Origin of the sequence: Trinickia sp. NRRL B-1857 (genome assembly GCF_050470685.1) — a bacterium.
GTDB lineage: Bacteria > Pseudomonadota > Gammaproteobacteria > Burkholderiales > Burkholderiaceae > Trinickia.
In genome coordinates this window covers 1,088,255-1,101,095 of the sequence record NZ_JBFLUK010000001.1, presented here as the reverse complement: position 1 = coordinate 1,101,095, position 12,841 = coordinate 1,088,255, and the positions used below count along the sequence as shown (strand labels likewise).

Here is a 12,841-nt window from a genome sequence, read left to right as displayed (position 1 = left end):
ACGAAAGGCCAGTGTAGCGCAGTGTGGGCAGAAGAAAACGAGCCCAGCGTAAAACCGCGCCGATGGCGGCCAACGTTCGATGACAGACGATTCGGGGAAGATGGGCGTGGGGGGGCGCACCGGATGTGGTGCGCCGTACTATTCAGCGCAGGGAAGAGCGATGGGGGAGCGGTCCGGGCGCGGATCGATGCGCCCGGAGGGGGGCTTAAGCCTGCCGTTGCCGCAGGCCAGGGATGCGCTTGACGACGCCCGTTGCGAGCGCGGTGCCGACCAACACGATCGCGCAGCCTTCCAGCATGCCGGCATTGACCTGCTCGTTCAGGAACAAGGCGCCCCAGAGGATGCCGAACACGGGAATGACGAACGTGACCGTGATGGCCCGCGCCGGCCCCGCGACGTTGATGAGGTGGAAGAAGATGAGATAGGCGATGCCCGTGCACGCGACGCCGAGGCTCAGCACGGCACCCCAGGCATGCAGCGAGATCGGGCCGGCGGGCCAAGAAGCGATCGCGAACGGAATCAGCGCGAGGCTGCCGCCGATCATGCTACCCGTTGCGATCGTCAGCGAATCGACGCCGGTCAGGTGGCGCTTCGTATAGCTGGCCGCAATACCGTAAAACATCGCTGCGCCGGTGGCGGCGAGCGCCGCGAGCGCCTGTGTCGTGGCCGACGGGGCGAGCGCGCCGTGGGGCGTGTCGATTTGGCCCCAGACGAGCGAAACCACGCCCGAGAAGCCGATCAGCATGCCGAGCGTGCGCAACGGCGTCAGCCGGTCCTTCAGCCAGACGAAGGCGACGAGTGCGCCCCATAGCGGCGTCGTGGCGTTGATGACCGAGGTCGTCCCCGCGGAAAGGGTGAGCTCGGCGAAGGCGAACAAGCAGAACGGCGCGGCCGAGTTGAGTACGCCGACGACGAAAAGTGGCACCGCGCGCTCGCGCAGCGTCGCGATCGATGCGCGTGGCGTACCGCGCAGCGCGAGCATGATCAGGAGCACGATCGCGCCGATCGAGACGCGCAGTGCCATGAGCGGCGCGACTCCGAATTCGGCGACGCCGACCCGAATAAATAGAAACGACGCGCCCCATAGCGCGGCAAGGACAAGCAATTGGACGATGTGACTGGGTTTCATGGGCGATCTCGGGGCGGAATGATAGGCGTTGTTGGAATGTGATTCTTAAGTGAAATGCATGGTATCACCGGCTTCTAGGCGGATATTTCAGCGCGAGATGAAACGGCAAGAATCGGAAGATCGTTGGCAGGATTTGATGGCAGACGGACCGCCCGAACGTTCGCCGAGCGCACAATGAAAAAGGGGCGCAAAAGCGCCCCTCATGCGAGTCGTCAAAGGCGAGCGCGCCGCGAGGTGCGCCGCCCGTCTTCGTATTGCGGCGTTAGGTCATTGCCGCGTATAGATCTGAGCGCCGCTCTTCACGAACTCGACCGCCTTCTCCTCCATGCCCTTCGCGAGGGCGGCTTCGTCGGAGACGCCTTGTGCTGCGGCGAAATCGCGTACGTCCTGCGTGATCTTCATCGAGCAGAAATGCGGACCGCACATCGAGCAGAAGTGCGCGACTTTCGCCGAATCCTTCGGCAGCGTTTCGTCGTGGAATTCGCGTGCCTTGTCCGGGTCGAGACCGAGATTGAACTGATCTTCCCAGCGGAATTCGAAGCGAGCCTTCGACAGCGCGTTGTCGCGCACCTGCGCGCCCGGGTGCCCCTTGGCCAGGTCGGCCGCGTGCGCCGCGAGCTTGTAGGTGATGATGCCTTCCTTGACGTCGTCCTTGTTCGGCAGCCCAAGGTGTTCCTTCGGCGTCACGTAGCAGAGCATGGCCGTGCCGAACCAGCCGATCATCGCGGCGCCGATGCCCGAGGTGATGTGGTCGTAGCCGGGGGCGATGTCGGTCGTCAGCGGTCCGAGCGTGTAGAAGGGCGCCTCGTCGCACCATTCCAACTGCAAGTCCATGTTTTCCTTGATGAGCTGCATCGGCACGTGGCCGGGGCCCTCGATCATGACCTGCACGTCGTGCTTCCACGCGATCTGCGTGAGTTCGCCGAGCGTTTTCAACTCGCCGAGCTGCGCTTCGTCGTTGGCATCGTAAATCGAGCCGGGACGCAGGCCGTCGCCGAGCGAGAAGCTCACGTCGTAGGCCTTCATGATTTCGCAGATTTCCTCGAAGTGCTCGTACAGGAAGCTTTCCTTGTGATGCGCGAGACACCATTTGGCCATGATCGAGCCGCCGCGCGAGACGATGCCCGTCATGCGGTTGGCCGTCAGCGGCACGTAGCGCAGCAGCACGCCCGCGTGGATCGTGAAGTAATCGACGCCTTGTTCGGCCTGCTCGATCAGCGTGTCGCGGAAGATTTCCCAGGTCAGGTCTTCGGCCTTGCCGTTCACCTTCTCGAGCGCTTGATAGATCGGCACCGTTCCGATCGGCACCGGGCTATTGCGGATGATCCATTCGCGCGTTTCGTGGATGTGCTTGCCCGTCGACAAATCCATGACCGTGTCGCCGCCCCAGCGGATGGACCAGGTCATTTTGTCGACTTCCTCGCCGATCGACGACGTCACGGCCGAGTTGCCGATATTCGCGTTGATCTTCACGAGGAAGTTGCGGCCGATGATCATCGGTTCGCTTTCGGGGTGGTTGATGTTCGCCGGAATGATCGCGCGGCCGCGCGCCACTTCTTCGCGCACGAACTCGGGCGTGATTTCCTGCAAGGCGTTCGCCCCGAATGCGGCTGCGCCGAAGGCTTGGCCCGGATGCTGGCGGCCCATCATCTGTGCGAGCTTGGCGCCGTTCGGGCCGCTCGCGCGCAGGCTTTCGATGTACTCGGCGCGGCGCTGGTTCTCGCGGATCGCGATGAACTCCATTTCCGGCGTGATGATGCCGCGGCGCGCGTAGTGCATCTGCGTGACGTTGCTGCCTGCCTTCGCGCGGCGCGGCGTGCGGTGCAAGCCCGGGAAGCGCAGCGAGGCCGTGGCCGGATCGGCGGCGCGCTCGCGCCCGTATTGGCTTGTGAGACCCGACAGCGGCTCCGTGTCGGCACGTTCCTCGATCCAGCGCTGACGCAGCGCGGGCAGGCCCGAACGGATGTCGATTTGCGCTTGCGGGTCGGTGTAGGGCCCCGAGGTGTCGTAGACGTAGATCGGCGGGTTCTTCTCGCCGCCGAAACCGGTCGGCGTATCGGCTTGCGTGATTTCCCGCATCGGCACGCGGATATCTGGGCGCGAGCCCGTCACGTAAATCTTTTGGGAATTCGGCAACGGGGCGACGGCGGCTGCATCGACGCGCGCTTCGGACGAAATGAACTTCGGGTTGGCACTCATGCGAATCTCCTGACTTAGGGCGCTAATGCAGGAGACGACAGGAAGGTCGAGCGGATGAGAGAAAGGCGTGAGAAGCCGCGAAGCTTCTACGCTTCCCTGCGCTGGCATTATCCAGATCAGGTTCAAAGGGTATTTCTCACCCGCGCGTACCGAGTGCGACGGCACGACGCAGGACCCCCGCGTTAGCACCGCAGAAGATACACCGGGCGGCCCGGCTTTGGCAACCGGCAACCGGGATCTTCGGCGGGCAGCGCGAGGGCTTCCCGCGCACGCTCGTTGCTACGCGAAACCGGCGGCGCCCCTGCGCGCATCCCCTCGGCCCCATGGCGACCCGCTTTTCGGGGAAGACCGTTGCATAATGACGACGTTTGCGCGAAATCCCGTTGCGCTCGCGTCCGTTCCCGAAGGCCGTCGACTGAAATGCCGCCCCGCCTAGCCCGTTTCGCCCGCGCCGTGCAGCACGAGATCGTCTCGCGCTTGCGGTTGCCGCGTACGCATGGCGGACGAATCGCCCTTGCGCTCGCCATTGTCTATCTGGCGTGGGGCTCGGCCTATCTGGCCGTGCACGTCGCGCTCGAATCGTTTCCGCCGCTCTTGTTGTCGGGGCTGCGCAACCTGATCGCGGGCATCGGCTTGTTTGCCCTCGCCACCCGGCGCCCATTCGTTTGGCCCACGCTCATGGAAACGCGCAACGCCGGCATTGTGGGGACGATGCTCGTCGGCTTTTCCAGCGGATTGCTCGCATTCGGCATGCGTAGCGTCGGCACGGGCACGGCGGCGGTGATGGTGGCGACCGTCCCGCTGTTCGCCACGATCATTTCGGCGATCGCCGGCCGGCCTATCGCCAAAGGGGAGTGGGTGGCCGTCGCGCTCGGGTTGCTCGGTATCTTCATACTGAACCGAGGGGACACGTCGAGTTCGTCGACGAGCGGCACGATCGTCATCCTATGCGCCGCCTTGTTTTGGGCTGCCGGCGCGCATCTCGCGAGCCGGCTCGCGCTGCCGACCGATTTATTTATTTCCACCGCGCTGCAAATCGGGCTGGGCGGTGCGATATCGACGCTGATCGCCGTGGCGGGCGGCGAGCGCGTCGCCTCGCTCGGCTTCGGTCCGCTGTTCGCGTTCTTGTACTTGATGTTCGTCGCGACGATGGCCGCGTATGTCGCCTACGGCTTTTTGATCCGGCACACGAGCCCAATCGTCGCCAGCAGCTGCATGTACGTCAATCCGATCGTGGCCGTGGGGCTCGGGGCGCTCACGCTGGGCGAGCCCGTCACCGGTGCAACGTGGCTATCGACGATCGTCATTCTCGCCAGCGTTGCGCTTTCGTTTTGGTTCGACCGGCGACGCGCGAACTAGCAAACGTCGGTATTAGCGCCGCAGGCGCTCGCCTTCACAGTGTCGCGGCCAATTGTGCGCCCTCGCGAATGGCGCGCTCCGCGTCGAGCTCGCTGGCAACCGAGGCGCCGCCGATGACATGAAAGCGGGGACCGCCGGCGTCCTGCGAGGCCGGCACGAGTTCGCGCAGCGATTCTTGCCCGGCACACACGACGATCGTCTCCACGTCGAGCCATTGCTCCGCGCCGTCGCGCTCGATTTTCAGTCCGCGCGGCGCGATCTCGAGGTAGGCGACGCCATCGAGCATCTTCACGCCTTGCCGCACGAGCGTCGCGCGGTGAACCCATCCCGACGTCTTTCCGAGGCCCGCGCCGAGCTTGCCTTTCTTGCGCTGCAAGAGCCAGATTTGGCGTTCGGGCGCTTGCTCGTGCCGCGTTTGCGCAAGGCCGCCGGGCTCGGTGACGCTCAGATCGACGTTCCATTCTGCGCACCAGGCGTCACGCGGTTGCGGCAGCGGATCGCCGGTGCGATGCAAGAGGAACTCGCTGACATCGAAGCCGATCCCGCCCGCGCCGATGACGGCGACCGTGCGGCCGACCGGCGCGCCGCGCAGCACGTCGACGTACGACAGCACATTGGCGGAGTCGATGCCGGGGATCGCGGGGCGTCGCGGCACGATGCCGGTCGCCACGATGACTTCGTCATAGGGCGAGCCGGCGAGTAGCGCCGCGTCCACGCGCGTGCCGAGCCGAACGTCGACGCCGTGCTTGCGCAATTGGCTGCCGAAGTAACGCAGCGTTTCGGCGAATTCCTCTTTTCCGGGAATGCGGCGCGCGAGATTGAACTGTCCGCCGATCGTTTCGCTCGCATCGAACAGCGTCACGCGGTGACCGCGCGCCGCCGCCACGCACGCAGCCGATAAGCCTGCCGGCCCTGCGCCGACGACAGCGAGCGAGCGTGCCCGCGCGGTAGGGCGGTAGACGAGTTCGGTTTCGTGCGCAGCGCGCGGATTAACGAGGCAGCTCGCGCGCTCGTTGCGGAACGTATGGTCCAGACATGCCTGATTGCAAGCGATGCAGGTATTGATTTCGTCGGCGCGGTTCTCGCTTGCCTTGAGGACGAACTGCGGATCGGCCAATAACGGGCGCGCCATCGACACGAGATCTGCATTGCCTTGCGCGATCAGCGATTCCGCGAGCTCGGGCGTGTTGATTCGGTTCGAGGCGATGACGGGCACGCGCACGGCTTCGCGCAAGCGAGCCGTCAGCGGCGCGAAGGCGGCGCGCGGCACCGACGTCACGATCGTCGGCACGCGTGCTTCGTGCCAACCGATCCCGGTATTGATCAGCGTCACGCCGGCCGCTTCGAGCCCGCGTGCGACTTGTACGGTCTCGTCCCACGTGTTCCCGCCATCGACGAGATCGATCAACGAAAGCCGATAGATGACGATGAAATGCTCGCCGCACGCCGCCCGGATGCGCCGCACGACGTCGAGCGCCAAGCGCATCCGGTTTTCGATGCTGCCCCCGTAGCTATCGGTCCGATGATTCGTGCGGCGGCACAAGAACTGGTTCAGCAAATAGCCTTCGCTGCCCATGATTTCGACGCCGTCGTAGCCGGCGCGCTGCGCGAGCTTTGCAGTGCGCGCATAGGCGCGCACGGTGCGCTCGATCCCGGCTGGCGTGAGGGCGCGCGGCGCGAACTTAGAGATCGGCGAGCGGATGGCGGATGCGCTGACGACGAAAGGGTGATAGCCGTAGCGGCCCGCGTGCAAGATTTGCATGGCGATCTTGCCGCCTTCCTCGTGCACGGCCCGCGTGAGTTTCCGGTGATTGTGCAGATCCAATACCGAATTTAGCGTGCCGCCGAACGGAAGCAGCCAGCCTTCCCGATTCGGTGAAATGCCGCCCGTAATGATGAGGCCGACACCGCCCTTGGCGCGCTCGCGATAGTACTCGGCGAGGGCCGGGTAATGCCAAAACCGATCTTCCAAGCCTGTATGCATCGAGCCCATGACGACTCGGTTCTTGAGCTTCGTGAAGCCGAGATCCAACTCGGACAGCAAATGTGGATAAGGCATGGGCAGATTCGTAAAAGTGGATGCGTGCGAACGATAGCGCGCCGCGGTGCTTTCGACGCTGGAGGCGTGGCTCTAATCGCGTGGCTGGGCTTGCCGCACGGTGCTGCGCGCGCGGCCCGGCGTAGTCGAATCAGAGTCAATTGGACGGCATAGGGTTTGCTCCCTAAAAGGCCACGAACGCGCAAGCCGCGATTCGGAGGTACTCGATTGACGCTTGGCATGGTCTGCCAAGCTGTAAATTTCGGAGGTGGTACATGAAGACGGTTCGTAGTTTGGTTGCTGCTGCGTGCGTCGCGGCGTTGTTCGCGGGTTGCGGCGGCAGCTCGAACGACGTCGGCAAGGAAGTGGGATTGCAAAATCCCGAGGTGCATTTCGTGAATGCGGTACCGATTGCGCCCAACGGCGCTGCGGCTCCGAATCTCGATTTGTTCGTCAACGGCTCGACGCTATCGGGACAGACAAACGTTCCATATAAAGGTGTGACGAATTTCGCGAACATCGGCACGGGTAGCACGCAAGTGAGCTACGGCTTGACGGGAACGGCCGCGAGCGCCGCGCTGGCTAGCGGGACATTCGCGAATGTTTCGAACGGCCACGAATATACCGTCATCGCACTGCCCAGCATCGCGGCAAGCAACGGCTACGGTATCGGTTTGATCGACGACCCTTTCGACAAAGGCTTGCTGTCTAACGATGCACGCGTGCGTTCGTTCAACGCTTCGCCTAATGCTACCGACGTCGACGTGTACATCGTGCCGCCCGGGACGACGAGCGTGTCGGGCGTCAGTCCGACCATGGCCGGTGTCTCGTACGGCAACGCCGTGCCGGCTAGCGGCCAGGACTCGCTCTATCTTTCCGGCGGCGCCTATATGGCGATTGTGACCGTGGCTGGGACATCGACGCCGATCTACGAGTCTGCTCAATTTAGTCTAGCGAACAACGCCGACTGGCTCATCTCGACGGTTCCGGCGGGCGGCGTGGCCAGCACGTTGCAACCGGGTCAGATTCACTTGCTGGTGGCTCAAGGCGGGAACACGTCGCAGCCTGCGCTCGAATTGACCAACGCGCTGACGGGGCAGTAACGCCGGCGTGCGGCCAAATATGAAGCGAGGGTGGCGGGAGGGGGCGACGAGTGCGCGCCTTCCCGTCCGGACCGCACGCTAGTGCGGTGCGCCCGCCGTTGCGGCCGGTGCCGTCAGATGTCGAGCCGCAGCCAGGCAGGCGAAGAGAACGCCCGCGGCGCAAACGCCCGTCCACCCGAATGCGCGCCACGCATAGGCCCCGACGGCCGATCCGCTCGCTCCTCCGATGAAATAGCAAACCATGAACACGGTATTGACGCGGCTGCGCGCCTCCGGCTTGAGCGCGTAGATACGCGATTGATTTGAAATCTGAGCGGCTTGCACGCCGATATCCAGCACGACGACCCCAACCACGAGACCGGCGATGCTTGCCGAAGAAAACGCAAAAATGACGAAGGCGAGCGCGACGAGCCCGATCGAGAGCGTGATGACCGCGTGCGGCCCCCGCTTATCGGAGAAACGCCCCGCGATGGGCGCGGCGAGCGCACCGGCTGCGCCGACAATGCCGAACAGGCCTGCGGCCTGTGGCCCGAGATGAAACGGCGCGCCTGCGAGCAGCAGCGTGAGGACCGACCAGAACGCGCTGAATGCCGCGAATAGCGCTGCACCGGTGATCGAGGCGTCACGCAGTCCGCGCAGCTCGAGCGCGAGATGCCACATCGACCCGAGCAGCTTGCCATAGGGCAAGTTCGAGGTGGGGCGGCTATTGGGCAAGCGTGCAATCACGACGAGTGCGAGTAGCGCGAGCGCGCCGACCGACGCGCAAAATACCGTTCGCCATCCGAAGTACTGTGCGATGAAACCGGCTGCCGTCCGTGCGAGCAAGATGCCGAGCAACAATCCGCTCATCACGGTGCCGACCGCGTGACCGCGCTGCGCCGGAGGCGCGAGTTCCGCGGCGAAAGGCACCGCTTGCTGAGCGATCGTCGAAAGCACGCCGATGGCCAAACTCGTCGTGGCGAGCACGGCGAGCGACGGCGCGGCGGCCGCCGCCGTCAACGCGAGCGCAAGCCCCGCTGTTTGCAGCAGGATCAGCTTTTTGCGGTTGAACCGATCGCCGAGCGGCGCGAGAAAGAACATGCCGGCGGCGTAACCGAGTTGCGTCGCTGCCGGCACGGCGCCCACCCATGAGGCGTCAAGCGAAAACGTCTCGCGAAAGCGATCGAGCAGAGGCTGGTTGTAGTAGATGTTGGCGACCGAGACGCCCGCGATCGTCGCGAGTAGCAGCAATAGTGCACGCGAGTAGGGGCCGGCGTCGTCGGCACGGCTGGCGTGATTCATCGATTAGTCGATCAGCGTGCCGTCCGTTTCGTAGAACGGAAACGGGCCTTCGCCTTCGTCGACATAAGCGTGATGCGTGACGACGCCCGTTTCGGGGGCGTACTGATGCAGCGCGAAGGCGGGCGGCTCGAGCCTGAATGCCGAGGGCGCGTCTTTTCGCAGGTCGAGCGCGACTTGGTGAGCCGGTGCGGGCACCGCGGCCGCGATCGTTCCCGCGAAGCGCGTGAAGATCGGGCGGTGCACGTGGCCGCAGATCACGCGTTCGACGTTCGGATAACGGCTGACGATGGCGGCAAGCTGCTCCGCCGAGGCCGGGTCGAGTCGTTGGCGGTCCATGTGTCCGATGCCCGAGACGAACGGCGGATGATGCAGTGCGAGCACGACCGGCTTGCCTTGCGATGCGGCCAGTTGCGCGTCGAGCCACGCGAGCCGCGTCTCGCACAAATGGCCGCCGCCTTGCCGCGGCATTTGCGAATCGAGCGCGATGAGCCGTAGCGGCCCCACGTCGACGGCGTAATGAACGAATTCGCCACCCGTGTGCAAATACGCGTGATCGGCAAACACTGCGCGCAGCGCCTGGCGCTCGTCGTGATTGCCGACGAGCAGGTACACGGGCATCGTGAGCGGCGCGAGCAGCTTTTTCAGTGCCTCGTACTCTACGAGCGTGCCCAAATCGACGAGGTCGCCCGTGATGACGAGCGCGTCCGGCTTCGGCTCGAGCGCGATCAATCGGGCGACGCAGCGTTCGAGATAAGCCGCCGTATCGACGCGCCGATAGGCCAGCGCGCCTGGGCGCTTGATATGAAGATCGCTGATCTGTGCGAGTAGCATGTGTGAGTCCTTGGTCTATGTTTCTTATTGTCGATTGAGGTAGTCGTCAAGGTAACGAAATCAATCCTTCGGGCGCAATTTCGATGCCGACCGCCGCGCCCGGCGCCCACTCGCTGCGCCCTGCGACGTCGATGACAAGCGGTTCCGGCGCGGCGCCCGCCACCGTCACGCGCGTGCGCTCGCCGAGAAACGCGACGGTTTCGACGATACCGCGTAGCGATGCCGCTTGCGGATCGACGAGCCGCCCGTCCTCCGGCCGGAAAAAAATTTCGGATTCGGTCGCGGCGGCGGCAGCGGGTTGGTAACCCACGAGCCGGTTGATCGTGCCCACGAATTGGGCAACGGCGCGATTGGCCGGGCGATAATAAATCTCGCGCGGCGTGCCGATCTGTTCGATACGCCCCGCGCTCATGACGACGATGCGGTCGCCCAGCTCCATCGCCTCGGCTTGATCGTGCGTCACGTAGACGGTCGTGACGCCGAGCCCGCGCAGCAGCGTATTCATCTCGTGTCGCAGCGTATCACGTAGGCGCGCATCGAGTGCCGTAAGGGGCTCGTCGAGCAACAGCACGCGCGGTTCGCGGGCGAGTGCCCGCGCGAGCGCCACGCGTTGCCGCTGGCCGCCCGAGAGCTGGTGAATCGGCTTGTCCGCATGCGCTTCGAGCCGCATCAGCGCGAGCAATTCGTCGACGCGCCGGCGCGCGAAGGCCGGTTCGGCCTTGGCAATCTTCAGGCCGTAGCCGACGTTGCCGCGAACGGTCAGATTCGGAAACAGCGCATAGCTTTGAAACACCATGCCGACTTGGCGCCGCTCGATCGGCAGATGCGTGACGTCATCGTCGCCGAAGCGAACGGTGCCGCCGGCATCGGGCGATTCGAGCCCTGCGATGATACGTAGCGTCGTGGTTTTTCCGCAGCCTGACGGTCCGAGTAAAACGAGCGTTTCGCCGGCGCCGATGGCAAGGTCCAGCGGCTCGAGCACGCGCGTGCCGTGAAATGTCTTCGCGCATTGCGTGAGCGCGATGGGAACGGGGGTGAAGTTCATCGTGATGAGTCGAGCGAAAATTAGTCGGCTTTGCCTTTGAGTTGGCGTGCCGCGTCGGCGCGGCGCATGAGTTCTACCTGGCCGCCGCCTAAGCGCTGCATCGCGACGAGCAGCGGCATCGTCATGGCGAAAAATAGAATCGTGTAGGCGCTGCCGACCTCGATGCGCAGCGATGCATAAGTATCGGCGAGCCCGACGGGCAGCGTTTTGGTCTCGGGCGTGTGCAGCATCCACGTCAGATTGAATTCGCCGATCGACAGCGTGACGACTGCCAGCGCGCCGGCAACGATGCCGGGCTTCAGGTTCGGCAGTACGACCGTGAAAAAGCGCTGCGCGAATGTGGCGCCGAGACTCGCGGCGCCTTCCTCGAGCGTGCGCAAGTCGGCGCTCGCCGCGACGGCCGCGACGGATCGCACCATGAACGGGAGCGTGAACACCACATGGCCGACGACGATGAACGCAATGCTCATGCGAAACGCCGTGAACCCGCCGTAGACCACGATGAGCGCGAGCGCCGAGGCGAGGCCGGGAAGGGCGATGGGCAGTACGAGGAGTTCTTCGACGAGGCGCGCCCACCGCGTTTTGCTGCGTGCGAGCGCGTAGGCGGCCGGTACCCCGGTGACCAGCGTGACGGCGAGCGTGGCCGCCGCGACTTCGAGCGAGAGGAACACCGAGCCGTGATACTGCTCCCAGACTTGCGCGAGCCAGCGCAGCGTGAGCCCACTCGATAGACCGCGAAAGTAATTGACGGTGAGCCCTGCCAAAACCGACATGACGACGGGCACCACGAGAAACGCGCATAAGCCGAACGTGACCAGCCATTGCCCGAGTGCGAGCAGCGTGCGCGGCGCTAAAGACCGAGCGAACGCGGAAGGCCGACGATCGGCGAGGGCGGTATTTGCGAGTCGATTCATTCCGGACCTCACGCGGTGGCGGCAACGGCCGAGCCCGTCGCGCTGCGCGCGATCGCGAGGACGAGCCACGTAACGATACCGAGTATCACCGACAGCCCCGCCGCCGTGATCATGTTCGCGTTCAACGTGAACTCCGTGTAGATCGTCATCGGCAGGACGTCGATATCGGTGGCGAGCGTGAAGGCAGTGCCGAAGGCGCCCATCGCCGTCGCGAAGCAGATCGCACCGGCCGCGACGAGGCCCGGCGCGAGCCCCGGCAAGACGACGTCGCGCATGATTTGCCAAGGCGAGGCGCCGAGCGAGCGGGCCGCCTCCTCGAGCGAAGGATCGAGCTTCGTGGCGGAGGCCATGACGGTGACGATCACGCGCGGAATGGAAAAGTACAGGTAGCCGAGAAAGAGTCCCGTCATCGAATAGGCGAACACCCAGCGATCGCCGGTGAGCTTTTGCGAGAGCGAACCGATGAGGCCCTGCCGGCCGGCGAGCATGATCACCATGAAGCCGACGACCACGCCCGGGAAGGCGAGCGGAAACGTGAGCAAGGCGACGAGCGTGCGTTTGCCGGCAAATTCGCGGCGTGCAAGCAGCAGGCCCGAGATGACGGATAGCACGAGCGTGGCGAACGTGACGGCGGCGGAGAGTGCGACCGTCGCGATGAGGCTGTCCATGTATCGCCCGTTCGTGAGCAGGGCGCGATAGGTGGCGAAGGCGTGACCGTTGCCGCTCACTTGAACGAGCACGGCCATCGGTAGTAGCCAAAAAGCGATGAAAACGGCGAGCGCCGGCGCGATCAAAGCGATGCGCCAACGTAGCGGAAACGTGATGTCATGCATGGTGATGCCCGCTTCTCGAGAGGCGGTGAGGAGATGGACGGATCGCGCGAGGGCGCGGGAGCGCGATGCCCCGCGCGCTCCTACGCCCTCCGATGATGCGTAACCCGCG

The 12,841-nt window shown here is 64.6% G+C and carries 10 protein-coding genes and 1 riboswitch; of the genes, 2 read left to right on the top strand and 8 right to left on the bottom strand.

What is annotated here, in order from left to right; all coding sequences use genetic code 11:
* Nucleotides 1–205 precede the first annotated feature (205 nt).
* Both AB1286_RS04795 and thiC read right to left on the bottom strand, forming a co-directional pair.
* Nucleotides 206–1,129 carry a DMT family transporter gene (locus AB1286_RS04795; RefSeq protein WP_430362188.1) on the bottom strand — a complete coding sequence of 308 codons (924 nt, stop codon included), beginning with the start codon at nucleotides 1,127–1,129 and terminating at the stop codon, nucleotides 206–208.
* A gap of 267 nt (nucleotides 1,130–1,396) precedes the next feature.
* Nucleotides 1,397–3,328 carry a phosphomethylpyrimidine synthase ThiC gene (thiC, locus tag AB1286_RS04790; protein ID WP_430362187.1) on the bottom strand — a complete coding sequence of 644 codons (1,932 nt, stop codon included), beginning with the start codon at nucleotides 3,326–3,328 and terminating at the stop codon, nucleotides 1,397–1,399.
* Nucleotides 3,329–3,403: 75 nt separating this feature from the next.
* Nucleotides 3,404–3,517, bottom strand: a riboswitch (TPP riboswitch).
* Nucleotides 3,518–3,748: 231 nt separating this feature from the next.
* On the opposite strand from thiC, the gene AB1286_RS04785 reads away from it, so the two are divergent.
* On the top strand, nucleotides 3,749–4,687 hold the full coding sequence (locus AB1286_RS04785) for an EamA family transporter (RefSeq protein WP_430362186.1): 939 nt from the start codon (nucleotides 3,749–3,751) through the stop codon (nucleotides 4,685–4,687).
* Between the two features lie 34 nt (nucleotides 4,688–4,721).
* Here AB1286_RS04785 and AB1286_RS04780 read toward each other — a convergent pair whose 3' ends face one another.
* Nucleotides 4,722–6,746, bottom strand: coding sequence for an FAD-dependent oxidoreductase (locus tag AB1286_RS04780; protein ID WP_430362185.1), 2,025 nt, complete (start codon nucleotides 6,744–6,746; stop codon nucleotides 4,722–4,724).
* A gap of 254 nt (nucleotides 6,747–7,000) precedes the next feature.
* Here AB1286_RS04780 and AB1286_RS04775 point away from each other — a divergent pair, with 254 nt between their 5' ends.
* Entirely contained in the window at nucleotides 7,001–7,828 is an 828-nt protein-coding gene (locus AB1286_RS04775) for a DUF4397 domain-containing protein (RefSeq protein WP_430362184.1), read from the top strand.
* Nucleotides 7,829–7,906: 78 nt separating this feature from the next.
* Here the strand turns inward: AB1286_RS04775 and AB1286_RS04770 are convergent, their stop codons facing one another.
* Genes AB1286_RS04770 through AB1286_RS04750 form a run of 5 tightly spaced genes read right to left on the bottom strand, consistent with a single transcriptional unit; the run spans nucleotide 7,907 to nucleotide 12,732 of the window.
* Nucleotides 7,907–9,109 carry an MFS transporter gene (locus AB1286_RS04770; RefSeq protein WP_430362183.1) on the bottom strand — a complete coding sequence of 401 codons (1,203 nt, stop codon included), beginning with the start codon at nucleotides 9,107–9,109 and terminating at the stop codon, nucleotides 7,907–7,909.
* Nucleotides 9,110–9,112: 3 nt separating this feature from the next.
* Nucleotides 9,113–9,940, bottom strand: coding sequence for a phosphodiesterase (locus AB1286_RS04765; protein ID WP_430362182.1), 828 nt, complete (start codon nucleotides 9,938–9,940; stop codon nucleotides 9,113–9,115).
* 46 nt (nucleotides 9,941–9,986) lie between these two features.
* Nucleotides 9,987–10,985 (bottom strand): ABC transporter ATP-binding protein, encoded by a 999-nt coding sequence (locus AB1286_RS04760; protein ID WP_430362181.1) that lies wholly within the window; start codon nucleotides 10,983–10,985, stop codon nucleotides 9,987–9,989.
* 20 nt (nucleotides 10,986–11,005) lie between these two features.
* Nucleotides 11,006–11,899 (bottom strand): ABC transporter permease, encoded by an 894-nt coding sequence (locus AB1286_RS04755; RefSeq protein ID WP_430362180.1) that lies wholly within the window; start codon nucleotides 11,897–11,899, stop codon nucleotides 11,006–11,008.
* A gap of 8 nt (nucleotides 11,900–11,907) precedes the next feature.
* Nucleotides 11,908–12,732: an ABC transporter permease gene (locus AB1286_RS04750; protein ID WP_430362179.1), complete on the bottom strand. Its 825-nt coding sequence runs from the start codon at nucleotides 12,730–12,732 to the stop codon at nucleotides 11,908–11,910.
* Between the last annotated feature and the right edge of the window lie 109 nt (nucleotides 12,733–12,841).

Coding starts and splice junctions, on each gene's coding strand:
- thiC (WP_430362187.1), bottom strand. CDS start 3,328: ATGAGTGCCAACCCGAAGTTCATTTCGTCCGAAGCGCGCGTCGATGCA.
- AB1286_RS04780 (WP_430362185.1), bottom strand. CDS start 6,746: ATGCCTTATCCACATTTGCTGTCCGAGTTGGATCTCGGCTTCACGAAG.
- AB1286_RS04785 (WP_430362186.1), top strand. CDS start 3,749: ATGCCGCCCCGCCTAGCCCGTTTCGCCCGCGCCGTGCAGCACGAGATC.
- AB1286_RS04750 (WP_430362179.1), bottom strand. CDS start 12,732: ATGCATGACATCACGTTTCCGCTACGTTGGCGCATCGCTTTGATCGCG.
- AB1286_RS04755 (WP_430362180.1), bottom strand. CDS start 11,899: ATGAATCGACTCGCAAATACCGCCCTCGCCGATCGTCGGCCTTCCGCG.
- AB1286_RS04760 (WP_430362181.1), bottom strand. CDS start 10,985: ATGAACTTCACCCCCGTTCCCATCGCGCTCACGCAATGCGCGAAGACA.
- AB1286_RS04765 (WP_430362182.1), bottom strand. CDS start 9,940: ATGCTACTCGCACAGATCAGCGATCTTCATATCAAGCGCCCAGGCGCG.
- AB1286_RS04795 (WP_430362188.1), bottom strand. CDS start 1,129: ATGAAACCCAGTCACATCGTCCAATTGCTTGTCCTTGCCGCGCTATGG.
- AB1286_RS04770 (WP_430362183.1), bottom strand. CDS start 9,109: ATGAATCACGCCAGCCGTGCCGACGACGCCGGCCCCTACTCGCGTGCA.
- AB1286_RS04775 (WP_430362184.1), top strand. CDS start 7,001: ATGAAGACGGTTCGTAGTTTGGTTGCTGCTGCGTGCGTCGCGGCGTTG.